We start from the raw sequence: 25459 nt of genomic DNA, 5'->3' as shown, positions 1-25459 counted from the left end.
GGACGAAAGTCCTGCTCGAACCCCCTACCGCCGGAAGGGGGTTCTGCGCACGGACCGCCCCGCCAGCACGTCCGTGCGGCGCCCGTCCCGCATCACGAACCGCCCGTCGACCAGCACGTGCGGGATCCCCGCGGGCAGCCTGCGCGGCTCCTCGTACGTCGACCCCGCCGCCACCGTCTCCGGGTCGAACAGCACCAGGTCGGCCCGGTACCCCTCGCGCACCAGCCCCCGGTCCGGCAGCCGCAGCCGCGCCGCCGGCCGGCCCGACAGGTGCGCCACGCACTCCTCCAGCGAGAGCACGCCCAGCTCGCGCACGTAGCGGCCGAGGTAGTGGGGGAAGGTGCCGTACGCCCTCGGGTGCGGCTTCGCCCCGTGCAGGATGCCGTCCGAGCCGCCGGTGTGGGCCCGGTGGCGCATGATCGCCCGGACGTTCCCCTCGTGCCCCACGTGCTGCAGGACGGTCGTGCCCAGCCGGTCGCCCAGCAGCAGCCGGCGCGCCCCCGCCCAGCCGTCGAGCCGGGTGCCGACCCGGTGCGCCTGCGCGGGGTCGGCCGTCCCCGACACCTCGACCGCCGACCAGTCCACCGGCACCCCGTGGCAGCCGTCGGAGCCCTCCACCTCCAGCGCGTACCGGATCCGCTCGGCGGTCGCGTCGTCGGCCAGCCGGGCCAGCAGCGCCCCGGGGCCGCCCTCGTGCGCCCAGCCGGGCAGGAGGGCCGAGAGGCTGGTGCAGCCGGGGGTGTAGGGGTAGCTGTCGAGGCTGACGTCGACGCCCTGGGCCAGCGCCCCGTCCAGCAGGGCCAGCAGCTCCGGGGCCCGGCCCTCGTTCTCGGGGAAGTTCATGGTGGCGTGCGCCAGGTGCAGGGCGCAGCCGGTCTCCCGGGCGAGGCCGAGCATCTCGGCGTAGGCGGCGAGGGCGCCGCGCCCGTACGAGCGGTGGTGCGGGCAGTAGTAGCCGCCGTAGCGGGCCACGACCTCGCACAGCCCGGCGAGTTCGGCCCCGGAGGCGTACATGCCGGGGGTGTAGGTCAGCCCGGAGGACAGCCCGACGGCGCCGTCCTCCAGGCCTTCGGCGACCAGCCGCCGCATCCGGCCGGTCTCGGCGGGCGTGGCGGGCCGGTCCTCCCAGCCGAGCACGTGGGCCCGTACGGTCCCCTGCGGGACGAGGTAGGCGGCGTTCACCGCGCAGCCCTGTCCGCCGTGGGCCCCGTCCAGCCGGTCGAGGTACTCCCCGACCGTCCTCCAGTCGAACACGACGTCGTCCCCGGCCCCGTTCCATCCGGCGATCGCCGTGCGCACCTGCTCCAGCGTCCGGTCGTCCACGGGCGCGTACGACAGCCCGTCCTGGCCGAGGACCTCCAGGGTCACCCCCTGGGCGGCCTTCGCGCTGTGGTCCGGGTCGCGGAGCAGCGCGAGGTCGCTGTGGGCGTGCATGTCGACGAAGCCGGGCGCGAGGACGAGCCCGGACGCGTCGAGGGTGCGCCGGCCGCCGCCGGGCAGCCGCCCGACGGCGGCGATCCGCCCCTCGTGCACGCCGACGTCGGCGAGGTAGGAGGGCCCGCCGGTCCCGTCGGCGACCCGGGCCCCCCGCAGGACGAGGTCCATGACCCGGCCGGGGCCTAGAAGAAGGTCCGCACGTACTCGCGGACCGCCCCGTCGGCGTCGACCACCGGGATCAGCGGCCACTTCTCGAAGATGGTGCAGGGGTGCGACATCCCGAGCGCCACCCAGTCCCCGACCTGGAGGTCCTCGGCGGAGCCGGTCTCCAGCCAGGCGTGCTGGTCGGACAGCTTCACCACGCGCACCCCGGTGGCGGCCCGCTCCTCGCCGGTGAACGCGTCCCGCACGAGCTCGGCCTCGGGCAGCCCGAGGTCGTAGGCGATGTCGCGCTTGCCGGCGTTGACGAAGGCCTGGGTGGGGGAGGGGCGGGAGACGACCTGTGTCCACAGCCGGAACGCGGGGCGCAGCCCGCCCTCCTCGGGGACCCGGTTGAAGGGGGTGAGGCGGGTGTACCAGCCGTGGTCGTGGGAGACGTACGCGCCGGAGCGCAGCAGCTTGAGCACGGGCCGGGACAGCGCGGGCAGTTCCCCGAACACGTCGGCGACCGCGTCGAACCAGGCGGAGCCGCCGGCGCTGACGACGATCTCCTCGACGCCGTCCGCGAACCGCCCGGCCTTGTCGAACTCCACGGCGAGCCCGGTCAGCCGCCGCAGCCAGGCGTGCACCTTGTCCGGGTCGGCGTCGGGCACCTCGGCCTCGTAGCCGGCGATGCCGACGAGGCGCAGGGTGGTCGTGGCGGCGACGGCGTCGGCGACGGCGCGGCAGTCGTCGTCGCTCCGGGCCCCGGTGCGGGCCCCTTCGCCGGCGCCGAGTTCGACGACGACGTCGATGCGGGCGCCCTGCCCCTGGAGGGCCCGGTCCATGAGCTGGACCCCGCGCACGGAGTCCACGTAGCAGACGAACCGGAACTCGGGGTCGGCGGCGAGCTCGGCGGCGACCCAGCGCAGGGCGGCGGGGTCGACGAGCTCGTTGGCGAGGAAGATCCGCCGGATCCCGAAGGCCCGGTAGACGCGGGCCTGGTGGGGCACTGCGGCGGTGATCCCCCAGGCGCCGTGGTCGAGCTGCCGCTCGAACAGCTGGGGGGCCATGCAGGTCTTGCCGTGCGGGGCGAAGGCCAGCTGGTGGCGGGCGGCGTACTCGCCGAGGGCGGTGAGGTTGTGGGCGAGGGCGTCGGCGTCCAGGGTCAGCACGGGGGTGGTGAACCCGCCGGAGTACAGGTCCCTGGCCTGCGCGGCGAGCTCGCCGACGGTCAGGCCGGCTGCCTCGGCGTCCGGGGGGAGGCCCTTGAAGCGGTGGTCGACGGGTTCGGCGGCGAGGCGTCGGACGGCGTCGCTGGGCATGAGGGGCCTCCTGGTGGTGCGGGTGGTGCCGTTGGTGTAACACCGGGTACGACGAGGGGTCAACGGCGCCGGTTCCGCCCGGGGGCCGCGGCCGCCGGCCGCACGGGCTAGCGAACCGCTCGAACGCCGGTCACCGGGGGGCCGGGGCGCTGACACCATCAGGGAGGCACATCCCACCGACCCCACCAGAGGACCCCGTGAGCGAGAAGACCGCCGTCAGCCCCGACTCCCACCCCGCCGCCCCCGCGAAGTTCTCGCACGGGGTACGCAAGGGCGACATCCTCCAGGTCGCCGGCCAGGTCGGCTACCTGCCCGCCGTCGCCGGACAGGCGCCCGCCGTCGCCGGGCCGACGCTGCGCGAGCAGACCCTCCAGACGCTGGAGAACGTCCGTTCCGTCCTGGAGGCCGGCGGCGCGAGCTGGGACGACGCGATGATGATCCGCGTCTACCTGACCGACACCGCGCACTTCGCCGAGATGAACGAGATCTACGACGCGTACTTCGAAGAGCAGGCCGTCAAGGTGCCCGCCGCCCGCACCACGGTGTACGTCGGCCTCCCGGCCGGCCTGCTCATCGAGATCGACGCCCTCGCGGTGCTCGGCTGACCGGAGCACGAGGGAGGGGCGCCCCCCTGGCGGTGGGGCGCCCCGGGCCCGTCGGCCGCGCCTAGACGCAGTACTGGGCTTCCTTGCCGATCGAGCGGTACATGCAGTCCGCGTTCTCCAGCAGCTGGAGCACCGCGTCCTTGTTGCGCGCCGTCTCACGGTCGATGACCTCGTCGGGCGGGTAGAAGCCGCCGCCCCCGCCGGTGTCGGACGGGTACATCTCGAAGGTGTAGGCGAAGATCTTCTGGTTGCCCCACAGCCAGTCGTCGATCGTGCCGTCGGTGATGTACAGGTCGCTGGACTGCTCCGGCGTGTAGCCGTTGCTCGCGGCCATGCTCGTGCCGATCTTCTTGTACACCGCGAGGTCGTCCGCGGTCAGGCCCGGCGCGGTGTCGTTGTACGTCCACCCGAAGGGCCACAGCACGAGCTCGCTGTAGGTGTGGAAGTCGATGGCGGCCTTGATCTGCTGCTTGCCGCCGACGATCCGGCTGCGCACGAAGTCGGAGACCACCTTCACCTCGGGCGCCGAGGCGGCGGACGGCCCGCGGTAGGTCTCGGAGCTCTTGCTGCTGCTGGAGCCGCCGCAGCAGCCCCACTTGTAGTCCCAGTTGCGGTTGAGGTCGGTGCCCACGGCCGTGGAGCCGGAGTTGGGCTGCCGGTTCTTGCGCCAGGACCGGTAGGAGCCGGTGGCGATGTCGTACTCGCCGCCGTCCGGGTTGAGGTCCGGGATCACCCAGATCTCGCGGCCGTTGACCATGTTGGTGATCCGGGAGTCGCTGCCGTACTTGGAGCCGAACTCCTGGAGCAGGTAGAGCGCCATCTCCACGGTCAGGTGCTCACGGGCGTGCTGGTGGGCGGTGAAGAGGACCTCGGGCTCGTTCTCGTCCGTGCCCACGTTGTCGCTGATCTTGATCGCGACGATGTCCCGGCCCTGGTACGACTTCCCGATGACCTGCTTGCTCATGATCCCGGGGTACTGGGCGATGCGCTGGTCGATCTCCGCGCTCGCCTCGGCGTAGTTGTGGTACTTGGAGTCCGCCGACGGGAAGTCCATCGGGCGGTTGGCGACCCCGCGCTCCGAGCGGTCGGGCGGGCCGGCCAGGGCGGTCAGCCGGTAGCCGCGGGCGCGCAGGGCCTTGGCCTGCGCCGGGGTCGCGCTGACCACGACCGAGCGGGCGTCGACCTCGTCGATGGAGACCCCGCTGCTCAGCAGGGCCGTGCGCTCGGCGGCCGTGGACGGGCCCTTGATCTCGTACTGGACGATCGCCTCGTCCTGGGTGGCCGTCGAGGGGGTGGGCGGCGGTGCTGCCGTCGCGCTCATTCCGTAGGCGGGTGCGCCGAGCGCGAGCGCCAGCAGGGCGGCCGTGACGGCGGCCCTCCGGCGGGTGTGGAGCCGCATGCGTTCTCCTGGGTGGAGTGTGGGGGTAGCCGTGCGGACGCGCACAGCGTGCTCTTGTGGCATGTCCCGGTCAATAACCCCGGGCGTACCCGGCGCTGCGCACCGGACCGAATCAGCCACCCCCACACACCTACCGCCTACGGCAGGCCGTGGACCTTGGGACCCACCGCGTTCGACCAGGTACTACCCGCCTTGGCGTCCCAGTTCGTCGACCAGGTCATCGCCCCGCGCAGGCCCGGGTAGGTCTTCGACGGCTTGAAGGACCCGCAGTTCGTCCCCCGGGCCAGGCAGTCCAGGGCGTTGTTCACGACCGTCGGCGAGACGTAGCCGCTGCCCGCGCCGTTGGGGGAGGCGGGGACGCCGATGCCCACCTGCGAGGGGTCGAGGCCGCCCTCCAGCTGGATGCAGGCCAGCGCGGTGAGGAAGTCCACCGAGCCCTGGGAGTAGACCTTGCCGTCGCAGCCGTTCATCGCGCCGCTGTTGTAGTACTGCATGTTCACGACGGTGAGGATGTCCTTCACCGCCAGGGCGGTCTTGAAGTAGCCGCCCTGGGTGGACTGCATGTCGATGGTCTGCGGAGCCATCGTCAGGACCAGCGAGGGGCCGGCCTTCGCGGCCAGGGCGCGCAGGGCCTGGGTCATGTAGGTCGGGTTGAGCCCGTTCTCCAGGTCGATGTCGATCCCGCTGAAGCCGTACTCCTGCATCAGGGCCCAGGCGGAGTTCGCCAGGTTGGCCGCGGAGGCGGAGTCGTTGACCGAGATCGTGCCCTTCTCGCCGCCGATGGAGAGGATCACGGACTTGCCGGCCGCCTTCTTCGCCGCGACGTCGGCCTTGAACTGCGCGACGGTGTAGCCGCCGAGTCCGGCCGAGTCCAGGTTGAAGGTGATCGCGCCGGGCGTGGTCGTGGCGTCGGCGAAGGAGACGGCGACGATGTCGTACTGGGCGGAGACGTCGGAGAGTTTCTGGACGGTCGCGCCGTTGTTGAAGTTCTGCCAGTACCCCGTCAGGGCGTGCTTGGGCACCGAGGGGTTCGGGTTCGGGTTGCCCCCGCCGCCGGTGGTGGTGCCGGTGACCGGCGGGGACTTGGGGCCCTCTCCGGCCGCGTTGTACGCGCTCACCTGGAAGGAGTACGAGGTCGACGCGGCGAGCCCGCCGATCCGCGTCGAGGTGCCGGTCGACGTCTGGACGCGGGCGCCGTCCTGATACACGTAATAGCCGCTCGCCCCGCTGACCGCGTTCCACGAAAGGGTGAGCGCGCTGTCGCCCTGGCCGGAAACCGTGGCCGCCGAGGGGGCGCCCGGGAGGCTCGGGCCCGGGTCGGTTCCGCCGCCCCCGTCGGGGCCGAAGACGCTGAACTCGTCCACGAGGTAGGCGGGCTGGCCGTACCAGCCGTGCGTCCAGACGGTCACCTTGGTGGTGCTGGGGCCGGTGGTGAAGGTGGTCGACAGCTTCTGCCAGCCGCCGCCCGAGCCGGGGGTCCAGGTCGAGACGTCCTGGGTGCCGGTGCCGGTCGCGCCGAGGTAGACGTACGAGCCCTGCACCTGGGCGCTGAGGGTGTACGTGGAGTTCGGCTTGACCGTGACGGTCTGGCCGCACTGGGCGTTGTCCTGGCCCGCCGGGGTGGCGCGCAGGGCGCCCGAGCCGGCGTAGACGGGCGAGGAGACGACGGCGCCCGAGCCGCCGGAGCAGGTCCAGTCGGAGAGGCCGGACTCGAAGCCTCCGTTGCGGGCGACGTTGACGTCGGCGGCCTGGGCCGGCCCCGCCGCCAGGGCGGTGAGCCCGCCGGCGGCGAGGGTGGCGGCGATCGGCAGGGCGAGGGAGCGTATGCGGTTCACGTGGGCTCCGTGGGGGGAGTGAAGAGGGGTGGGACGGAAAGGAGTTCGAAAGCGGTCCCGAGGGAGGGGAGTGGGGTTCCCCGCGGCCAAGGGCTGGCGCAGCCAAGTTGGTCCAGACCAATCCCGGTGTCAAGAGTGTTTGCGAAGTGGCTTGAAACGAACGGGCTCCGGATCCCTGTTGTCCGGGTTTTTCGTCACCTGTGACATGTGCTTCCGGCACGGGAATTCCCAAGCCCCTGACCGGCCAGGGGTGACGCGGATATGGTGCTGGGGCAAGGGGGAAGGCGCGCCGGGCGTTTGCGGTCGCGCAGTACCGCGCGTGCGCCCCGGCGTACGAGCGCGCACGTGACGGCCAGGGGAACCGCCGTCGCGTACAGGGTGAACGGGGGGATTCGCGTGCCGACCGCCATCGCTGTCACCAGTGCCGATCTGGTGCTGCCGGCCCCCGACCGGCACACCCCCGGAGCGGCCGTCCTGCACCCGCCCGGCGAGGTCGACCTGGAGGGCGCGCTCGCCGAGACCGGCGCCCTGCTGGAGCGCCACGGCCACCTCGTGGCCCTCGTACCGCCCTGGCTGCCCCCGGCCACCGTGCGCCGGCTCCACACCGTACGGGCCATCCTGGAAACCGACCGGATCGCGCTCCTCGACATCGACCTCCCTCCCCTGGGCACGGCCGTGCTGGCCCGTCAGCTGCGCCAGCTCACCGTCAGCGACTTCAGCCCCGGAGTGCTCGCCTCCGCCGCCCGGCTGCTCTCCCACTACATCTACGCGGGCGCCGTGCTGGGCAGCGTCGCCAAACTCGACCGGATCCCCGTCGGGCTCAAGGCCCACGCCCGCTCCTGGTCGCCGAGCGCCCAGTTCGCCGTGCTCGCCCACCCCCGGCCGCATCTGGCCAGGATCGGCGCCGCCGCCCCCGCCCACGGCGGCGTCCTGCCGCCGGGCCCCGCCTTCGCCACCCACCTCACCTTCGCCCGCGGAACCCTCACCTCCGACTGGGTCACGGCCGAACTGGCCCCCGCCTGGAAGGTGCAGGGCGTCATGGAGAACCCCCTCCCGGCCGACTCCGCGCGCTGGTGGGCCACCCCCAAGCTGGTCGAGTTCGCCGCCGCCATCCCGGACGTCTCCGTCCTCTACCAGCTCGTCGCCTCGGTCCGCCGCGAGCAGTGCCGCTGGTGCGGCTTCGAGCTCATCGGCGACCGCTGCGGCTTCTGCGCCGCCCCGATCGCCACACCGCCCCCCGAGACCGGCACCACCCCCCGGTCCCACGCCACAGCCGGCTCCTGACCGCCCGAACGAACGAAGAACGGCGAGGTACGACGGTCCATGAACTCACGCCAGCGCCGCGGCGTCATCCTGCTGCTCCTGTCGGCCGTGTGCGCCCTCGCGGCGTTCGCCGGGGTGCTCGTGGTGATCGGCGACGTCAACTCCAAGGTCGGCGCCGAGGTCGTCGCGTACCGCGTCAAGGGCGACATCGCCCCCTACAGCGCGCTGACCGCCGGGCAGTTCGAGGAGGTCAAGGTCCCCAAGCGGTGGCTGTCGGACACCGCCGTCAGCGACCTCGGGGCCCTCCGGGGCAAGATCGCGCTCACCACCCTGAAGAAGGGCTCCCTGCTCCAGAGCGACATGTTCGTCGACAAGCCGCAGCTCCAGCCCGGGGAGCAGGAGATCGCCATCATGATCGACGCGGCCACCGGCGTGGCCGGGAAGATCACCTCCGGCGCGAAGGTCAACATCCTCGCCACCTTCAAGGGCGCCAAGGAGTCCGACCCCGCCCGCTCCGTGATCATCGTCGCCAACGCCCGCGTCCTGGGCGTCGGCAAGCTCACCGCCCTCGACAAGGACGGCGACAAGAAGGGCCCCGCCGAGGCCGTCCCGATCACCTTCGCCCTGAACACCAAGGACACCCAGCGCGTCGCCTACGCCGAGTCCTTCGCGGAGCACGTCCGCCTGGCCCTCGTCGCCCCCGGCACCGACTCCGCCCCCGGCCCGGGCGACCGCACGTACACCCTCGACGGGGACAAGTGAGGCGCGGATGACCACTCGAATCCTCCCCGCGGCCGGCGACGCCGACGCCGCCCGCTCCATCGTCGCCCTCCTCAGCCAGCTCCCGGACGCCGAGCCCGCCCCGCCCGTCCCCGACTCCACCACCCTCCTCGACACCCTGGGCCGGCTCGCCGCCGACTCCGTCGACGAGCTCCCCGAGGTCGTCCTCGTCCACGAGCGGATCGGGCCCGTCCCCGCGCTGGAACTCGTCCGCGAAGTCGCCCTGCGCTTCCCGGCGGTGGGCGTCGTCCTGCTCTCCTCGGACGCCGGGCCCCAGGTGTTCTCCGCCGCCATGGACTCCGGCGCGCGGGGCCTGGTCGGCCTGCCCCTGCACTACGAGGAGCTCGCCGCCCGGGTCGGCGCGGCCGCCCAGTGGTCGGCCGGCGTACGCCGCCACCTGGGCCGGGGTTCGGAGGTCCTCTCCGGGCCGGGCGGCCGCGTGGTCACCGTCACCGGGGCCAAGGGCGGCGTCGGCACCACCTTCACCGCCGTCCAGTTCGCCCTCGCCGCGGCCGCCTCCGGGCGCCGCACGGCCCTGGTGGACCTCGACCTCCAGGCCGGGGACGTCGGCTCCTACCTCGACGTCCAGTTCCGCCGCTCCATCGCCGACCTCGCCGGGATCCAGGACATCTCGCCGCGCGTCCTGCAGGACGCCGTCTACGAGGACCGCACCGGCCTGGCGCTGCTGCTGGCCCCGGCGGAGGGGGAGCGGGGCGAGGAGCTCGACGAACGCGCCACCCGCCAGGTGCTCAGCGCCCTGCGCGCCCGCTACGAGCTGGTCGTGGTCGACTGCGGCACCCAGGTGACCGGCGCCAACGCCACCGCCGTCGAGCAGGCGGACGTGGCCGTGCTGGTGACCACCCCGGACGTGGTCGCCGTACGGGCGGCCAAACGGATGGTGCGGATGTGGGAGCGGCTCCAGGTACGCAAGGCGGAGGACACCGCGCTGGTGGTCAACCGCTGGAGCAAGCAGACCGAGATCCAGCCCGCGCTGATCGAGAAGATCACCAAGACCCGCCCCACCCGCACCCCCGTCCCGGCCGCCTACAAGGAGCTCCAGGGGGTGGTGGACGCGGGCCGGGTGCAGGACCTCGACAACCGCTCGACGGTCAAGCAGGCCCTGTGGGCGCTGGCCGGGGAGCTGGGCCTGCTGGCGGTCCCGGAGCAGGGGGCCGCGGCCGGAGCGCGGGCCGCCGCGGGCTCGGCCCTGGCGGTCCGGGCCGCGGGGCCGGTGGCGCGGCTGCGGCGCGGCCGGGAGGGCTGACGGATGCGCCGGTGGCCGGGGGAGCGGGAGCGGGACCGGGGGCAGGTGGCCCTGGAGTTCGTGGGCATGGTGCCGCTGATCCTGCTGCTCGTGGCGGCGGTGTGGGAGTGCGTACTGATCGGGTACGCCTTCTCGCTGGCCGGGAACGCGGCCGACGAGGGGGCGCGGGCGGGCGCGGTGCACGGGGACGGTGCCTGCGAGGCGGCTGCCGCCGAGCACATCGGGGACGCATGGGGCATGTCGGCGCTCTGCGGCCCGTCCGGCGACGTCTACAAGGCCACGGTCAAGCTCAACATCCCGGTCCTCTACCCCGGCCTGGACATCGGGGTCCCCATCACCGGCGAGGCCGGTGCGGCCATGGAGAGGGAGAACTGAGATGCCCCGGCATCCCGAGCAGCGGCCGGGGCCCACCGCCCGGCCCGGCGGCACGCACGCGCTCCGCGCGGCCGGCCCCGCGAGCCCGCCACCCCGCCCGGGCCGGACCTGGCGGGCCCTGCGCTCCGACCGGGGGCAGGTGGCCCTGGAGTACATCGGCTTCGTCCCGATCCTGCTGTTCGTCGCCCTGTGCGGGATCCAGCTGGGCTGGATCGCGTACGTCCACGAACAGGCCGACACCGCCGCGCGCACGGCGGCCCGCGTGGAGGCCAAGCACCCGGGCCGGGGAGAGGCCGCCGGGCGTGCCGCCATCCGTGACGGCCTGTCGGCGCAGATCTCCGTACCTTCCGGGGGCGACGCGATCACCGCCACCGTGACGATCAAGATCAACAGCATCGTGCCCGGCCTCGACATACCGGAAGCCAAGGCCACCGCCGTCATGCCCAACGACGACCCGAAGGGACCGTGACCGTGAGCCTGCGTTCCCGGGTCAGCACCCCCGACGACCGCCACAGCCCCCGCGAGGACGGCCGGCTCGTCTCCTCCTACCGCGCCAAGCTGCTGGAGGAGATCGACCTCGCCGAGATGTCCGCGCTCGCCCCCGCCGAGCGCCGCGCGCGCCTGGAACGGGTCCTCGGCCACATCATCAGCCGCGAGGGCCCCGTCCTCTCCACCGCCGAACGCGCCCAGCTGATCCGGCGCGTCGTGGACGAGGCCCTCGGCCTCGGCGTGCTCGAACCGCTCCTGGAGGACGCCTCCATCTCCGAGATCATGGTCAACGGCCCCGACCAGATCTTCGTGGAGCGCGCCGGCCGGGTCGAGCAGCTGCCGATCCGGTTCGCCTCGCACGAGCAGCTGATGCAGACCATCGAGCGCATCGTCTCCACCGTCAACCGCCGCGTGGACGAGGCCAATCCCATGGTCGACGCCCGCCTGCCCAGCGGCGAGCGCGTCAACGTCATCATCCCGCCGCTGTCCCTGACCGGCGCGACCCTGACCATCCGCCGCTTCCCGCGCGCCTTCACCCTCCCCGAGATGATCGCCCTCGGCTCGCTGGACGAGCAGATGCTGCTCCTGCTGTCCGGGCTGGTCCAGGCACGGATGAACCTGATCGTCTCCGGCGCCACCGGCACCGGGAAGACCACCCTCCTCAACGCCCTCTCCGGCCTGATCCCCGAGGGCGAGCGCGTCATCACCATCGAGGACTCCGCCGAGCTCCAGCTCCAGCAGGCCCACGTCATCCGCCTCGAGTCCCGTCCGGCCAACGTCGAGGGCAAGGGCCAGATCACCATCCGCGACCTCGTGCGCAACTCCCTGCGCATGCGCCCCGACCGCATCATCGTCGGCGAGGTCCGCGGCGGCGAGACCCTCGACATGCTCCAGGCCATGTCCACCGGCCACGACGGCTCCCTGGCCACCGTCCACGCCAACAGCTCCCAGGACGCGCTGATGCGCCTGCAGACCCTCGCCTCCATGTCGGAGGTCGAGATCCCCTTCGAGGCGCTCCAGGACCAGATCAACAGCGCCGTCAACGTCATCGTCCAGCTCACCCGCTTCGGGGACGGCTCGCGCCGCATCACCGAGATCTCCGTGCTCGAATCCCACGGCCGCGAACCGTTCCGGATCACCACGGTCTGCCGTTACGTCGCCCAGCCCATGGCCGCCGACGGGCGCGTGCACGGCTACTTCGCCTACGCCCCCCTGCCGCGCCGGATCGCGGAGCGCCTCTACATGAACAACCAGCCGATCCCCCAGGCCTTCGGGGTGGCCCCGCCCGACGCCCCCTTCGACCCGCTGACCTCACGGACCCTGCTGTGACCAACCTCGTCCTCCTCACCCTCGGCGCCACCCTGCTGGCCGGCCTGTTCGTCTCCCTCGGGGTGCACGCCTACGCCGCCGGCCTCGCCCAGCGCGCCGCCCTCGTCGAACGCCTCGCCGCCGAGGGGGCCCCGCAGACCACCGGCCGCCGGCGCCGGTTCCCTGCCGTCGACCGGCGGCTGCGCCGCACGAGACTCGGCCGGCGCATCGAGGTGAAGCTGGCGACGACCGGCCTCGACCTCACCCCGGGCGAGTTCTTCGTCTACGTGCTGATGGCCGTCGCCGGGGTCTGGCTGGTCTCCGCCGCCCTCCTGGCGCCCTTCTTCGGCCCGGTCGCCGGTCTGATCGGCCTGTGGGCGGCGAACGCCTTCCTCGGCTGGCAGCGGACCCGCCGCACCGAGCGGTTCATCAACCAGCTGCCGGAGCTCGCCCGGATCCTCGCGAACGCCACCCAGGCCGGGCTCGCCCTGCGCACGGCCATCGGGATCGCAGCCGAGGAACTGGAGGCACCGGCGGGGGAGGAGCTGTCCCGGGTCGCGGACCGGCTCGCGGTAGGCCACTCCATCGAGGAGGCGCTGGGGGAGATCGTGGACCGGCTGCCCTCCCGCGAGCTGGTCGTCCTCGTCTCCACCCTCGTCCTGTCGGCGCGGGCCGGCGGCGCCATCGTCGGGAGCCTGCGCAACCTCGTCGTCACCCTGGAGCAGCGCAAGGAGACGCGCCGGGAGATCCGTACGCAGCTCTCCCAGGTGACCGTCACCGCCTACCTCGTCCCGGCGATCGGCCTCGGCTCCCTCCTCCTGGTCGACATGATGATGCCGGGCGCCCTGGACCGGATGACCGGAGCCCTGATCGGGCAGACCGCCGTGCTGATCGCGCTCGGCCTCTTCACCCTGGGCTTCGTCCTCATCCGCCGCCTGTCGAAGATCGACGTCTGACGGGAGGACGACGACACCATGCCCGCCTACCTTCCCCTCCTCCTCGCCGTCGTGGCGGCCCTCGCGGTCTTCGGCGTCCTCCACGGCATCCGCCTCTACCGCGCCGACGTGGAACTCCCCACCGACCTCGCCCTCGCCCTGGAGGTCGGCTCCTCCCGCACCACGGCCGTCGGCTCCGTCGTCGACCGCCTCGGCATCCGCTGGGCCCCCCTCGTCCTGCGGCTGATGGGCCCCAAGCGGGTGGCCCGCAAACGCGCCCAGATCGACCGGGCCGGCAACCCGGCCGGCCTGACCATCGACCGTTACGCCGCCCGGCGCGCGGTCTACGGCTTCCTCGGCGGCCTCGGCGCGTTCGCGATGCTCCTGAACGGCCGGCTGGTCGTCGCCCTGCTCATGACCGCCTTCGGCCTGTTCTGGATCGAGGCCGGCCTGTGGTCGGCGATCCGGGTCCGCCGCGACGACATCGAACGCACCCTGCCCGACTTCCTCGACGTCCTCGCCGTCGTCGTCAGCGCCGGGCTCGGCTTCCGGCAGGCGCTGGACCGGGTGGCGGCCAAGTACGAGGGCCCCTGGGCGGACGAGGTCCGCATCACCCTCCAGCAGATGGACATGGGCGTCAGCCGCCGCCAGGCCTTCGACGAGCTGCGCCGCCGCAACGACAGCGAGCAGGTCGCCCAGTTCGTCACCGCCCTCCAGCAGGGCGAGGAACTCGGATCGCCGATCGTGGACACCCTCATCGCCATCGCCGAGGACATGCGCCGCACGGACGCCCAGAACGCCCGCCGGCGCGCCGCCCGGGCCGTCCCCAAGGCCACGTTCGCGGTCACGATGTTCATGCTCCCGGGGACCCTGATCCTCCTGGTCTGCGGGTTCGTCTACGGGGCGAACGTGGACTTCGGCGCCCTGCTGGGCGGTGGCTGACCATGGCGGTCCTCGCCCCCGCCGCCGCCCCCGGCACCTCCCTGCGGCTGCGGGCCAACGCCCTCCAGTCCCTGTGCCGCCAGGTCTTCGCGCTCCGCCTGGTGATGATCCCGCTGGGTGCCCCCCTGGCCCTGTCGCACACCGCCCCCGGCCCGCCGACGTACCTGGTCTCGGCCGCCGTCCTGTTCACCTTCATGCTCTCCTACGCCCTCTTCCGCGACTGGGAGCGCTGCGGCCCCCTGCTGCTGCGCCACCGCTGGCTGCTCGCGGCCGACATGGCCCTGGGCACCCTCCTCCTCATCACCGCGGGCCCCGCCTCCCCGCTGGGCCTGGTGGCCCTCGGCACCCCGCTGCTGGCCGGGCTGGTCTACGGCTGGCGGGGCTCGGCGCTGTACGCGGCGGCGCAGACGGCCGTGGTGGCGGCGCTGGGCGGGGGCCTGTCGCTCTCCCTCCTCTGCGTCCTGTCGGGCGCGGCGGGCTCCTCCGTCCGCGACTTCCTGGTCCGCCTCACCGAAGCCCGCGCGCAGCTGGCGGTGGCGGAGGCGATCCGCGCCGAACGCGACCGGCTGGCCCGGGAGATGCACGACTCGGTGTCCAAGACCCTGCACGGCCTGGCGTTGACGGCCGACGCCCTGAGCCTCACCGAGGACCCGGCGACCATCCGCGTCCGGTCCGCCCTCCTGGCGGTGGCGGCCCGCCGCGCGGTGACGGAGTCCCGCGCCCTCCTCACGGACCTCCGCGAACCCCGCCCGGCCGTCCCCCTGGCCCCGGCCCTTTACGCCCTGGCCGCCCCGGGCACGACGGTCGACACCCCGCCCACCCTCCCCGCGCTCCCGGCCCCCGTGGCCCACCACGTCCTCTCCATCGCCTCGGAGGCCCTGGAGAACGCCCGCCGCCACGCGGCCGCCACCCACGTCACCCTCACGGCGAAGACCACCCCCACCCACCTCACCCTCACCGTCACGGACGACGGCCACGGCCTCCCGCCCGGCGGAGCGCCCCCCGGCCGCTACGGCCTGCTCGGCATGCGCGAACGCGCGACGGCGATCGGCGCCGACCTCCACCTGGGCCCCCAAGAGGACGGCACCAACGGCACCCGCCTCCACCTGACCCTCCCCCTCCCTCTCCCCCTCGGGAGCCCCTGATGCCCGCCCCGCCCGCCCTACGCGTCCTGATCGCCGACGACAACCCGGTCGTACGGGCCGGCCTCGCGGCGCTGCTGGCGGCGGCGGACGGCATCGAGGTCGCCGCCGAGGCCGCCGACGGCCGCGAGGCCCTGAGCCTGACCCGCCGCCACGCCCCGGACCTGATCCTCCTCGACGTCCGCATGCCGGGCGTGGACGGCATCTCGGCCCTGCCGCACCTGGTCCGGCTGGCGCCGGTGCTGATGCTCACGTACAGCCGGGAGTCGGAAATCGTCCGGGAATCGCTCCTGTTGGGCGCGGGCGGCTACCTGGTCCACGGGGAGTTCACGCCGGAGGACCTGGTGAGAGCGGTCCACGACGTCCGCGAGGGCCGCCCCCACTTCACGCCAACGGCGGCCGCCACCCTCCTCACCGACCTCCGCACCTCTTCGCAACCGCAACGAACTGTGGCACAGTCTCCGGAGCGGTTACACAACTCCGTTCTCTTCGGCCTGAGTTCGAGGGAGGTGGAGATCATGGACCTGATCGCGTCAGGAATGAGCAACCAGCAGATCGCGGCGGTGTGCTTCATCAGCGAGAAGACGGTGAAGAACCACATCAACCGCATCTTCGCCAAACTCCAGAGCACGAGCCGCAGCGAAGCGATAGCCCACTGGCTGGGAACCGCCCGCCCGGGGGTGAGTGGACATGGGTAGACACGGTGCGCAGTGGGTCCGTAATTGGGCCCCGGGACCCTTGGTGACGACCGCTGACTCCCCGTACGGTCCGCAAATCGACAGCGGCACCGGTACGGGAGGGAACCCCCATGTCACACAACTCGCTGCTGAAGGCGTCGGTCGAGGCGAAGCTCCGCCTGACCGACTGGACGGACACGGCAGTCTCCCGACTCCGCAAGCGCCACTCGACCCCCGACCGGGGCCAGACCGCGTTCGAGTACCTGGGCATCATCCTGGTGGTCGTGGTGATCATCGGCGCGATCGTCGGCTCGGGTATCGGCTCGGAGATCACCAAGCGGATCAAGGAAGCCGTGGAGAACATCAAGGCCGGGTGACGATGACGCGAGTCCGGTCGGCACCGGACCGGGGGCAAGCCTTTCCGCTCTACGTCGTCATGGTGGCCGGTCTGCTCTTCGCGGCGCTCGCCTTCTTCGTCATCGGCCAAGCGGCAGTCACCCGCAGCGACGCCCAAGGTGCGGCCGATGCCGCCGCTCTGGCGGCCGGGAGGGAAGCCCGGGATCGGGTCCTGCTCGGTGTCGACCTGGCGATGCTGAAGCCCGAGGACTGGGCGAAGATCGTCGATGCCGACTACCTGAAGTCGAACGGCGCCTGCGCGGAGGCCGACGCTTTCGCGGCGCGAAATGGGGCGAAGGCGCAATGTGATGCGTCACCGCCGAAGTTCACCGTTACGGTCGAGAGCGACCGGACCGTCGGTGATTCGGTGGTTCCGGGCACCAACGGCATGCACGGGACGGCCACGGCCACCGCTTTGGTCGAGTCGAAGTGCCACCTGCAGGATGTGGCGACGCCGTCCCCCGCACCGACAGTGCCGCCGGGGGACGCCACACCAGAGCCCACTCCGACTGCTTCAGCAGAGGCCCCCCTGGTCACGTTCACCTGCGACAAGGGCGGCCCGATCAAGCTCGATCCGATGAAGCCGGGCTCCCTCCGCGATCTCGGCAGGAAGCTCTTCAGCGTGCGTCTCGTCAACTGACGGGGAACAAGAGACAAGGAAGCGTCATAGATGGGCATTCGGCACATGGCAAAGATGCGTGGGGGAGCGGCTGTCGCGGTCGCGACGCTCTTGGCCCTTACCGCGGCCGGTTGTGGCGGGGGCGGCGGTGGTGACGCGAAGGGGGCGCAGAAGCCATCGCAGTCGCAGTCTCAGAACGCGGGTGCTCAGGCCTCTACCCCCGGCAAGGAACAGAGCTCCGCACCGGCCGTGGTCCTCGCCACCCTCAAAGGGCAAGATGGCATGGTCTTGGAGATCAATTCAGTCCAGCGCGATCCGGGCGGCTTCCTCACCATCAACGGTCAGCTCAAGAACACGGGCAGTCAGTCCTACAAAGACACCGTGGCCTGGCGCGGAATCGAGTTGAAGGGATCAGGAGAGTCCGTGGCCGGCGCGACGCTGGTCGACAAGGCGGGCAAGAAGCGCTACTACGTGCTACGGGACACGGAGTCCCGATGCCTCTGTACGACGGGGGTCTCCAGCGTCGACGCGGGTCAGGTGATCCCCTTCTTCGCCCAGTTCCCAACGCCGCCGGCATCAACCGGCGAGGTCGAGTTCAACCTTCCCACCTTCGCCACGGCCACCGTCAAACTCTCCGGGTGACCCCATGACCAAGCGCCCCTACCGCGTCTCCGCCGCGACAGCCGTCGTAGGTCTCGTCATCGCCGCAGCCCACCTCCTCGGCGCGACGAGCGCCCACGCCGACGACCCCAAGCCCTCCGTCCCCCCCGGCACCGAGCCCTCCCCCGCCGCGCCCGTGCCCATCGACTCCAACGCCCCCGGTCTCAAGATCCCCCAGGGCGGCACCCTCGCGCCCATCAAGGTGCTCGACATCGCCGAGGTCGTCGAAGACCTCGGTGGGGAGCAGCGTCGGCAGGAGACCAACCAGAACGTCATGATGGCCCTCCAGTCCGAGGTCCTCTTCCCCGAGAACAGCGCCGTCTTCAACGCCCAGGCCGCCGCCCGCATCCAGGCCATCGCGCAGGAGATCAACACCCAGAAGGCCACCCGCATCCGCGTCTTCGGCTTCACCGACGACCAGGGCAGCTACGAACACGGCAAGGAACTCTCCAAGCAGCGCGCCGACGCCGTCCAGGCGGAACTGGCCAAGACCGTCACCAACCCCGGCGTCACCTACGACGTCCGCGGCTACAGCGAGGACTACCCGATCGCCGACAACAGCACCGAGGAAGGCCGCAAGAAGAACCGCCGCGTCGAGATCACCTTCCCCCGCGGCGCGGCCGGCCAGTAACCGGGGCCTCTCTCCCCCCGCCCCACCACCCCTCCTCTGGGAGGAGGCACCGGCCGCTCGCGAGGTCGACAAGCCGGTCCTCCAACCGGGCCGTCGACCGGGCCCTGCCCGTGCTCACCTCGGATCCCGCGGCCCTGCCCGAGCGCGGCGGCCTCGTCCTGGGCCGTCTCGCGCAGATCGCGGCCGCCGTCGGCGCGGTGGGCCAGCCCGCCGAGGAGGCGGTGAACCGCCTCCTCGGACTCCTCGGGGCCTGAGCGAGGGGACACCCCCGCACCCCCGAAATGTAATGGTCACTAAACCAGTTGATCCATATACTCCGCCGCATGCCACAGTCCCTGACGATCAGGCGTGCCACCGCGGACGACGCCGAAGCCCTCACCACACTCGTGCAGCAGTCGGGCGCCTACTCCGGACCGTACGCCGCGATCGTCGCCGGCTACCGGGTGACGTCCGACTACATCGACCGGAACGAGGTCTTCGTCGCGGACGACGGCCGGATCCTGGGCTTCTACGCGCTCCTGCCGGACCAGGCCGAACTCGACCTGGCCTTCGTGGCCGACGCCGCGCAGGGGTCGGGAGTCGGGCGGCTGCTCATCCGGCACATGCTCGACCGGGCGAGCGCCGCCGGCCTCCCGCAGGTGCGCGTCGTGTCGCACCCGCCGGCCGAGGCGTTCTACCGCCGCATGGGCGCCGAGCGCGTCGGCACGGTCGCCCCCGCGCCGCCGAAGGTGACGTGGGAGCGCCCGGAACTGCGTTTCCTCACGGGTGCCCCGGCTGCCGACGCCGCGGCGTCCGGAACCCGGGTGATCATCCTCAACGGCGGCTCCAGTTCCGGTAAATCCGGGATCGTGCGGTGCCTGCAAGCCGTCCTGCCCGACCCCTGGCTGGCCTTCGGCGTGGACACGCTGGTCGACGCCATGCCGCCCTCCCTCCGCGCCTCGGACGCGGGGATCGGCTTCGCCGACGGCGGCGGGGTCGTCGTCGGCGAGGCGTTCCGCACCCTCGACGCCGCCTGGGCCGACGGGATCGCCGCCATGGCCCGGGCCGGGGCCCGGATCATCGTGGACGACGTGTTCCTCGGCGGCCCGGAGTCCCAGCGGCGCTGGCGCGCGGCGCTCCAGGGGCTGGACGTCCTGTGGGTCGGCGTCCGCTGCGACGGCGAGGTGGCCGCCGCCCGCGAGATCGCCCGCGGCGACCGCCCCTCGGGGATGGCCGCGGCCCAGGCCGAGACGGTCCACCGGGGCGTGGCGTACGACCTGGAGGTCGACACCACCCACACCGAATCCCTCACCTGCGCCCGCACCATCGCCGCCCACCTCTGCCCCGCCCGATCCGCGGGCCACGGAAATTGAACATGTTCACTAGAAACAATTGAACATGTTCAATCCCTCTGACAGGCTGTTGCCAGCGGCCGCCGCCCATGGCGTGCCGCTCGTTCGGCATGCCATGAGGGGGATACGCCGTGGACGAGAGCACGCCGTGGAAGAACCTGGGGATCATCGGGCTGAGGTTCATCGACCTGGTGGTCCGCTACGCGATCATCTATGCGATCCCTCTGGCTCTCGGAGACAAGCTGCTGTGGCACACCAGCGAGCCATGGCGGCTCCTCCTGGTGGTCGGGGTGCCGTCCGTCCTGATCAGCTTCGTCTACGGGCTGGTCTCCGCCCTTCCGGAGGGTGAGTTCCGGGCCCGACTCACCGGGTGGCTGCTCCTCCCGCTACTTCCGCTGCTGCCGCTGTTCCTCTTCGTTCCAGTGCTGTTTCCCCCCCTCCTCGTGGCTCAGGCGCTCTTCGCCCTCCGGGTGATGCGCTTTCCCTTCCTGGGCCCGTCCCAGCTCCGGCGGCTGGCGAAAGCGGCGGTCACCAAGTTCGCCGGGCGCCAGAACATGACCCAGGTCACCACGAAAGGGTGACACGGGGCTGTCGCGGACGGCGGCGAACCTTGCCGCATGACCACGACCACGACCCCGAAGACGGCCCCGAAGCCCACCCCCACCCTGCCGCTCACCGACCAGGACTGCCTCGCCGAGACCCTCACCTTCAACGCCCGCTTCGAGGCCGACGCCGCGAGCCGCCCCGTCCGCGGGGCCGCCCCGGACGCCGCGCTCCTCGCCCGGCTGCGCCGCAACCGGCTCGCCGGGGACCAGCCGCCCCTGCGGCTCCCGCAGGGGCGGGACCGGACGGTCGCGGGCGGGGTCCGGGTGCGGACCTTCGTGCCGGACGCCGGACACGCCGAGGGGGTGTACCTGCACATCCACGGCGGCGGCTGGGCCTTCGGCTCCGCCGACGGGCAGGACGAGCGGCTCCGGGGCATCGCGGAGGAGGCCCGGCTGGCCGTCGTGAGCGTGGACTACCGGCTCGCGCCCGAGCACCCCTTCCCCGCCAGCCCCGACGACTGCGAGGCCGTCGCCCGCTGGCTCGTCACCCACGCCGCCGCCGAGTTCGGGACCGACCGGCTGCTCATCGGCGGCGAGTCCGCCGGCGCGCACCTCAGCGTCCTGACCCTGCTGCGCCTGCGCGACCGCCACGGCATCGCCGGGATCTTCCGCGCCGCCCACCTCCTCTTCGGCCCCTACGACCTCTCCATGACCCCGAGCCAGCGGGCCTTCGGCCCCCGCCCCCTCCTCAGCAACACGGACTCCCTCCGCGGCAGTTACGAGCTGTTCTCCCCCGGCACCGGCCCGCAGGAGCGCCGGGACCCCGAGCTCTCCCCGCTCTACGCCGACCTGACCGGCCTGCCGCCCGCCCGCATCGTCGTCGGCACGGAGGACCCCCTGCTGGACGACTCCCTCTTCCTCGCCCGGCGCTGGCAGGCGGCGGGCGCCCCCGTCCAACTCGGCGTCGTGGCGGGCGCGATGCACGGCTTCACCCTCTTCCCCCTCACCGTCTCCGAACGGGAGCGGGTGCGCGAACGGAAGTTCCTGGCCGAGGCCGCGGCCCGGTAGCGTCGGGCCCATGGACCGCACCACCCGGCTCTACGCCCTCGTGGAGGAACTGCGCGCCGCCGCGCCCCGGCCGCGCTCGGTCGCGGCGCTCGCCACCCGCTTCGAGGTCAGCACGCGGACGGTGCAGCGCGACCTCCAGGCGCTGATGGACGCCGGCGTTCCCGTCCGCACCGCCCTCGGGCGGGGCGGCGGCTGGACCGTCGACCCGGCTATGACCCTGCCCCCGGTCCACTTCACCGCCGACGAGGCAGCGGCCCTGGCCGCAGCCCTCGCCAACGCCGACACCCCCTACGCGGCCGCCGCCCGCACCGCCTACCAGAAGCTGCTCGCCTCGATGACCGGCCCCACCGCGGCGGTGGCCGAAACCCTCGCGGCCCGGATCGTCGCCCTCCCCTCCCGGACGGAGCCGACGGTCCGCGCGGCGGTGGAACGGGCCCTCACCGACGCCACCGTCCTACGGCTCACCTACGTGGACGCGGCCGGCCGCCCGAGCGAACGCGCCGTGGAACCGGCGGGCCTGCTCACCGCCGAGGGCCGCTGGTACCTCATCGCCTGGTGCCGCACCCGCCGCGCCGGCCGCGGCTTCCGCCTGGACCGCATCACGACCGCCACCCCGACCGACGAACCGTCCCACCCCCACGACCTCGCCGCCCTCCTCCGCGGCTCGATGGCGGCCGACGCAACCCGGCCGACCGCCCTGGACGGGAGACCGCGCGCGCCGTAGGGATCCAGTGGGTGGGCATCAGGCGGCGCCGGTCAGTCGGTCCTGCACCCCCGGTCCTTGGCCACCGTGTCGAAGAATGCCCTGAAGAGGGCCGTCCGGGCTTGTTCGTGCGCGGTAGCGCCCGCGTCCAGCAGCAGGTCGCGGTACGTGTCGTCGTAGCTCATCGCGACGTACAGGTCCCCTGCGGCGCAGGCGGTGACGGTGCGGTTGTTCTGCGGGGTGGCCGTCTCATCACGGCGTACCCCCTGGGTCAGGAGGGGATCCTCGCTGACGGCAAGGGTGAGGCGAGGCGCGCCAGGGCCCTTCAGGGTCAGCTCACAGACCCTGGTCCTGGAGTCGCTTCCGGTCACCCGCTCGGTGCCGGGTTCCGCTCGTCCTCTGAGGAGAGCGGCCTCCGGCAGCCTGAAGCCGGCCATGCCGCAGGCGTTGGCCGGATCGGTGGGCCGCGGTTCACCCGCGCCGGACGGACCCTGCAGGCGCACAGGAGCCTTCAACGCACCGCTGCCGGCGCAGCCGAGCCCTTTGGCGACGTGCCGGGCTGCGCTCACCGCGGCCTGGGCCAGATCTTCGCGGGCGGCCCGGCCGTGGGTGAGGTTCATCTCGAGCACGGGTACATTCGCGCGCTGAACGCCGGGTGGAGTCTTGGCCTCGCAGCCGGCGGGAAGCAGAACCCATGCCTGGGTCTCGGAGACGGCGCCGGTGGGGCCGCCCACGAAGTAGGAGGAGGCCGACGGGTCCCTCCACAGCCGCGATCCGAGGGCGAAGTCGGCTGGCTCGAAAGAGAGTTCCGCCTTCATTTCCGGCTCGGCTGCCCCCAGGAACTTGCTGGTGCGCCGCACGGTGCACGAGAAACCGTACGGGTCCGATTCCTCGTGGCCGTTCTTCCGGGTGAGCCTGCCGGGACCGTCCAGCACGGGGCTCAGCTCCGATGAGGTGAGCGCGTCGTCGCAGAAGCGGTCCTGGCCCATGACGTCGGTGTTCCACCAGATGAGCAGTCCGGCGCAGCCCGCCAAGGCGAGCAGTGCGGCGAGTCCTGCGCGTGTGGTTCGCCGACTGATGCGAGTATGCGGGGGCATGGTGGTCACTTCCGTTCTCGCAAGGCGAGGTAGGCGCTTTCACGCCCGCTGGTGTAGCTCTGCTGAGCCTCTCGCTGGGCCGCTCCGACACTGGTCGCCGACTGATGGGTCTCGCTTCCCCAGCTCTGGAAGAACTTGTCGAGGTCTGTCTGCGCGGCGTCGTTGGCGGAGCTGATGCGCTCGCGTGCCAGCAGGCCCTGTTCCGAGGTGACTCCCTTGAGCCATTCGTTCCAGGCCCCGTCAACCGTCCGCTGGGCGAGGTCTCCGACGATGGGTATGCCGGTGATGGCGCCACCGATGACGTGGTACCCGTACACCCTCATGTCACCGGCCGCGCTCAGGACGGCATCGCGCTCGCTGAGCTTGATGTCGCCGCCTATGGCGTTGATTGCGCCGTTGACCTCCCCGATCTTGGCCGCGCGGTTCTTGAGGGCTTCGGGGTCGGAGAGGTCCGAGGTGGTGAGTTGCTCTGCCATGTAGCGGCGCTCAGACTCGTGGAGGAGGAAGTAGTTCTCCGGATCCTCGGACACTCCTCTCAGCACACGCAGCACACTGCTTCTGCTGTTCTGGATCCTGGAATTGTCGCCGGCGGCCAGCGCGTCGTCCTTGCCCACCCTGTCACCGGGTCCTTCGCCGGCGATGATGTCCACCACGTCCGGGGAGTAGGACGACAGAGCACGGGCAAGAGGGCCGCGTACGTTCGCGTACTCCTCGCTCTTCAGGACGTTGTCGCCCTGTCCCTTCAGCACACCCTTGTCGTCCTTGCCGTTTCCGTCGCCATAGTCGAAGAGGTTGACGGCGTCGTGCATGATGCGGGCCTCGGCCTCGGAATGACGGGTGATCTCCGTGCCGAGAGACCCCGGGGTGTGGCCGGTCGTGCCGGTTTCCAGGATGAGGCCCAGGCCTGCCCGCACGTCTTTGTCGAAGGTGTCGGCGGATACGCGCTCACTGTTCCCGATCCACGTGGTGGTGTCCACGTGGTTCCAGTCGCGGTCCTTGAGCAGATACCGGAGGTTGTCGTTCCTGCCGTCCGGGCCGGGGTCGAGATAAGAGGTGGCGGCCTCGGGATTCTTCGACATGATGCCGAGGACGCCGTCGAGGGGATCGTTGGCGAACCACCCCCTGTTGTCACCGCTGAAGTTGCCCGTGAGGTCCCAGATGTCCGGGTTGCCGCCTTGTTTCTTGTCCTCGGCCTTACGAATGTCCGTGGCCATGTCGTGCAGGAAGGGGGTGGAGTACCCGTCGCCGTGCTGCATCAGCGTGACCAGGCTCTGGTAGCCGTGGACCTGCTGGCCGTGACTCCGACCGAGGGTGTAGTCGCCGATCTGCTTGAGGTCGTACGAGGCGAGCCCGGCCTTGTCGAGCTGGGTGCGGAAGTTCCTGTAGAACCCGGACTCGGGGTCCTGCATGGCGTTCGACAGGGAGTTGGCGAGGCCCTTCTCCACGTTCAGGTAGCGCTGCTTGTTGCCCTTGTCGTCGCCGTACGCGTGGTCGTTCAGCTTGTTCGTGAGCTTCAGGGTGTTCTCCGCGCCCATTCCGTTGAGGAAGGTCTGGTTGAACTCCTGGCTCTTGGCGTTGTCCCGGAAAGAGCGGTCCAGCTCGGCGTAGTCGGCTGCGGAAACGCTCCCGCCGCTGTTGATGCGGGTGGCGATGGACTGGGCGTTGCGGGCTTCGTAGACCTCGATGTCCCCTTGGGCGTCGGCGTTGAAGCCGTGGGAGGTCTGGTCGCCGCCGAAAGCGTCCTTGTTGCTGTCGACCACCACCGCGTCGAGGGCGATCTTGACGCCCTGGTCGGCCTCCGAGACGGCCTTCACCCCGTCGTCGATGCGCTGCTGCCATTCGGCGACGGCCTTGCGTAGGGAGGCCTCGCCGTCCGGGTCGTGGTGGTAGGCGCTGGACTCGGCGGGTGTGAGCCTGGAGAAGTCGAAGGCGACCCTGCCCGCCTCCGAGACCGTCATGCCTGCCTTGACCGCCTCTTCCCGGGCGCTCTCGACCCTGTTCTTCAGGTCGGTGAACTGCTCGTGGGCGTCGCGTAACAGACTCGCGATCGCCTTGGCCTGGATCTGCGCGGCGGAGTACTCGTAGCGGGTGCCGGTGAAGGTGTCGCGGGCAGCGAGGGCGCTGGCACCGAGCCAGTCGGGGCCCAGGGTGATCTTCTGGACGCTGTCGCCGTAGCGGCCCTCGACCTTCTTCAGCTCCTGCGCCATGGCGTCCCATTTGTCGGCGGCCGTGGTCAGCTGGGTCAGGTCGGTCGTCATCACCTGGTGGTACGTCAGCACGCGGGTCTCCTGGAGATCGTTGAGCTTCGACTGCGGGGCGATTGTCCGGAAGGCGTCACCTGTGGCGACGTCGTTGCGCGCGAAGAGCCCCAAGCGCCGCGCAGCGAGCTCTTCACCGCGGCATCGGTGGCCTCGTCCGCGTGCCCGGTGGCCTTCTTGGTGTTCGGCTGGAGCTCGGTCTCGATCGCGTTCGCGGCGTCCGTCTTCTGGGAGGGC

General features: G+C 71.9%; 26 protein-coding genes and 1 pseudogene. 21 read left to right on the top strand and 6 right to left on the bottom strand.

Features of this window, described 5'->3' with window-relative positions; genetic code table 11:
* Window positions 1-24 precede the first annotated feature (24 nt).
* Both ACFY0O_RS09775 and ACFY0O_RS09770 read right to left on the bottom strand, forming a co-directional pair.
* Entirely contained in the window at window positions 25-1605 is a 1581-nt protein-coding gene (locus tag ACFY0O_RS09775) for an amidohydrolase family protein (protein ID WP_388944950.1), read from the bottom strand.
* Window positions 1606-1619: 14 nt separating this feature from the next.
* A complete protein-coding gene (locus ACFY0O_RS09770; RefSeq protein WP_388944948.1) occupies window positions 1620-2900 on the bottom strand; it encodes an alanine racemase in 1281 nt (426 codons plus the stop codon).
* A 197-nt stretch (window positions 2901-3097) separates the two neighbouring features.
* Between ACFY0O_RS09770 and ACFY0O_RS09765 the strand changes: the two genes are divergently transcribed.
* Window positions 3098-3505: a RidA family protein gene (locus ACFY0O_RS09765; protein WP_358894966.1), complete on the top strand. Its 408-nt coding sequence runs from the start codon at window positions 3098-3100 to the stop codon at window positions 3503-3505.
* Window positions 3506-3566: 61 nt separating this feature from the next.
* Here the strand turns inward: ACFY0O_RS09765 and ACFY0O_RS09760 are convergent, their stop codons facing one another.
* Both ACFY0O_RS09760 and ACFY0O_RS09755 read right to left on the bottom strand, forming a co-directional pair.
* Window positions 3567-4904: a M14 family metallopeptidase gene (locus ACFY0O_RS09760; RefSeq protein WP_388944946.1), complete on the bottom strand. Its 1338-nt coding sequence runs from the start codon at window positions 4902-4904 to the stop codon at window positions 3567-3569.
* Window positions 4905-5041: 137 nt separating this feature from the next.
* Window positions 5042-6739, bottom strand: coding sequence for a chitinase (locus ACFY0O_RS09755; protein WP_388944944.1), 1698 nt, complete (start codon window positions 6737-6739; stop codon window positions 5042-5044).
* A 396-nt stretch (window positions 6740-7135) separates the two neighbouring features.
* Here ACFY0O_RS09755 and ACFY0O_RS09750 point away from each other — a divergent pair, with 396 nt between their 5' ends.
* The 20 genes and pseudogenes from ACFY0O_RS09750 to ACFY0O_RS09655 all read left to right on the top strand — a co-directional run bounded on the left by ACFY0O_RS09750 (window position 7136) and on the right by ACFY0O_RS09655 (window position 21888).
* Window positions 7136-8023, top strand: coding sequence for a hypothetical protein (locus ACFY0O_RS09750; protein WP_388944942.1), 888 nt, complete (start codon window positions 7136-7138; stop codon window positions 8021-8023).
* A gap of 39 nt (window positions 8024-8062) precedes the next feature.
* Window positions 8063-8764, top strand: coding sequence for a Flp pilus assembly protein CpaB (cpaB, locus tag ACFY0O_RS09745; protein WP_388944940.1), 702 nt, complete (start codon window positions 8063-8065; stop codon window positions 8762-8764).
* A gap of 7 nt (window positions 8765-8771) precedes the next feature.
* Window positions 8772-10046: a CpaE family protein gene (locus tag ACFY0O_RS09740; protein WP_388944938.1), complete on the top strand. Its 1275-nt coding sequence runs from the start codon at window positions 8772-8774 to the stop codon at window positions 10044-10046.
* A gap of 3 nt (window positions 10047-10049) precedes the next feature.
* Window positions 10050-10421 carry a TadE/TadG family type IV pilus assembly protein gene (locus tag ACFY0O_RS09735; protein ID WP_388944936.1) on the top strand — a complete coding sequence of 124 codons (372 nt, stop codon included), beginning with the start codon at window positions 10050-10052 and terminating at the stop codon, window positions 10419-10421.
* A gap of 1 nt (window position 10422) precedes the next feature.
* Complete coding sequence (locus ACFY0O_RS09730; RefSeq protein WP_388944934.1) at window positions 10423-10890, top strand: TadE/TadG family type IV pilus assembly protein; 468 nt, start codon at window positions 10423-10425, stop codon at window positions 10888-10890.
* 2 nt (window positions 10891-10892) lie between these two features.
* Window positions 10893-12239 (top strand): CpaF family protein, encoded by a 1347-nt coding sequence (locus ACFY0O_RS09725; RefSeq protein WP_358894958.1) that lies wholly within the window; start codon window positions 10893-10895, stop codon window positions 12237-12239.
* Window positions 12236-13174, top strand: a complete 939-nt coding sequence (locus ACFY0O_RS09720; RefSeq protein ID WP_388944931.1) for a type II secretion system F family protein — start codon at window positions 12236-12238, stop codon at window positions 13172-13174. Before ACFY0O_RS09725 ends, ACFY0O_RS09720 begins: the two co-directional genes overlap by 4 nt.
* Before the next feature lie 18 nt (window positions 13175-13192).
* Window positions 13193-14095 (top strand): DUF5936 domain-containing protein, encoded by a 903-nt coding sequence (locus ACFY0O_RS09715; protein WP_388944928.1) that lies wholly within the window; start codon window positions 13193-13195, stop codon window positions 14093-14095.
* 2 nt (window positions 14096-14097) lie between these two features.
* The gene (locus ACFY0O_RS09710) at window positions 14098-15240 is read left to right on the top strand and encodes a sensor histidine kinase (protein ID WP_388944927.1); all 1143 of its coding nucleotides are present in this window, start codon (window positions 14098-14100) and stop codon (window positions 15238-15240) included.
* Entirely contained in the window at window positions 15240-15935 is a 696-nt protein-coding gene (locus tag ACFY0O_RS09705) for a response regulator (protein WP_388944924.1), read from the top strand. The genes ACFY0O_RS09710 and ACFY0O_RS09705 overlap by 1 nt, the downstream gene beginning before the upstream one ends.
* A 110-nt stretch (window positions 15936-16045) precedes the next feature.
* Window positions 16046-16291 (top strand): hypothetical protein, encoded by a 246-nt coding sequence (locus tag ACFY0O_RS09700; protein WP_388944922.1) that lies wholly within the window; start codon window positions 16046-16048, stop codon window positions 16289-16291.
* A gap of 2 nt (window positions 16292-16293) precedes the next feature.
* A complete protein-coding gene (locus ACFY0O_RS09695) occupies window positions 16294-16950 on the top strand; it encodes a pilus assembly protein TadG-related protein (RefSeq protein WP_388945588.1) in 657 nt (218 codons plus the stop codon).
* A 30-nt stretch (window positions 16951-16980) separates the two neighbouring features.
* Window positions 16981-17571, top strand: a complete 591-nt coding sequence (locus ACFY0O_RS09690) for a hypothetical protein (protein WP_388944920.1) — start codon at window positions 16981-16983, stop codon at window positions 17569-17571.
* Window positions 17572-17575: 4 nt separating this feature from the next.
* The gene (locus ACFY0O_RS09685; protein WP_388944917.1) at window positions 17576-18220 is read left to right on the top strand and encodes an OmpA family protein; all 645 of its coding nucleotides are present in this window, start codon (window positions 17576-17578) and stop codon (window positions 18218-18220) included.
* A gap of 110 nt (window positions 18221-18330) precedes the next feature.
* Window positions 18331-18474, top strand: coding sequence for a hypothetical protein (locus tag ACFY0O_RS09680; RefSeq protein ID WP_388944915.1), 144 nt, complete (start codon window positions 18331-18333; stop codon window positions 18472-18474).
* A gap of 69 nt (window positions 18475-18543) precedes the next feature.
* Window positions 18544-18912: pseudogene (locus tag ACFY0O_RS09675) on the top strand (GNAT family N-acetyltransferase); the annotation flags it as partial.
* A 111-nt stretch (window positions 18913-19023) separates the two neighbouring features.
* Entirely contained in the window at window positions 19024-19572 is a 549-nt protein-coding gene (cpt, locus tag ACFY0O_RS09670; protein ID WP_388945585.1) for a chloramphenicol phosphotransferase CPT, read from the top strand.
* A 110-nt stretch (window positions 19573-19682) separates the two neighbouring features.
* Window positions 19683-20132 carry a hypothetical protein gene (locus ACFY0O_RS09665; protein WP_388944913.1) on the top strand — a complete coding sequence of 150 codons (450 nt, stop codon included), beginning with the start codon at window positions 19683-19685 and terminating at the stop codon, window positions 20130-20132.
* Between the two features lie 36 nt (window positions 20133-20168).
* Window positions 20169-21164, top strand: a complete 996-nt coding sequence (locus tag ACFY0O_RS09660; protein WP_388944911.1) for an alpha/beta hydrolase — start codon at window positions 20169-20171, stop codon at window positions 21162-21164.
* A gap of 10 nt (window positions 21165-21174) precedes the next feature.
* Window positions 21175-21888 (top strand): helix-turn-helix transcriptional regulator, encoded by a 714-nt coding sequence (locus tag ACFY0O_RS09655; RefSeq protein WP_388944909.1) that lies wholly within the window; start codon window positions 21175-21177, stop codon window positions 21886-21888.
* Between the two features lie 32 nt (window positions 21889-21920).
* Here the strand turns inward: ACFY0O_RS09655 and ACFY0O_RS09650 are convergent, their stop codons facing one another.
* Together ACFY0O_RS09650 and ACFY0O_RS09645 are read right to left on the bottom strand one after the other, a co-directional pair.
* On the bottom strand, window positions 21921-22973 hold the full coding sequence (locus tag ACFY0O_RS09650; protein WP_388944907.1) for a hypothetical protein: 1053 nt from the start codon (window positions 22971-22973) through the stop codon (window positions 21921-21923).
* On the bottom strand, window positions 22970-25243 hold the full coding sequence (locus tag ACFY0O_RS09645; protein ID WP_388944904.1) for a DUF6571 family protein: 2274 nt from the start codon (window positions 25241-25243) through the stop codon (window positions 22970-22972). Before ACFY0O_RS09645 ends, ACFY0O_RS09650 begins: the two co-directional genes overlap by 4 nt.
* Window positions 25244-25459 lie beyond the last annotated feature (216 nt).

Origin of the sequence: Streptomyces sp. NPDC001594, assembly GCF_042893675.1 — a bacterium.
In the GTDB taxonomy this organism is placed as follows: Bacteria; Actinomycetota; Actinomycetes; order Streptomycetales; family Streptomycetaceae; genus Streptomyces.
Note: the sequence above shows the minus strand (reverse complement) of the source record. Positions and strands in the feature narration are given on the sequence as shown.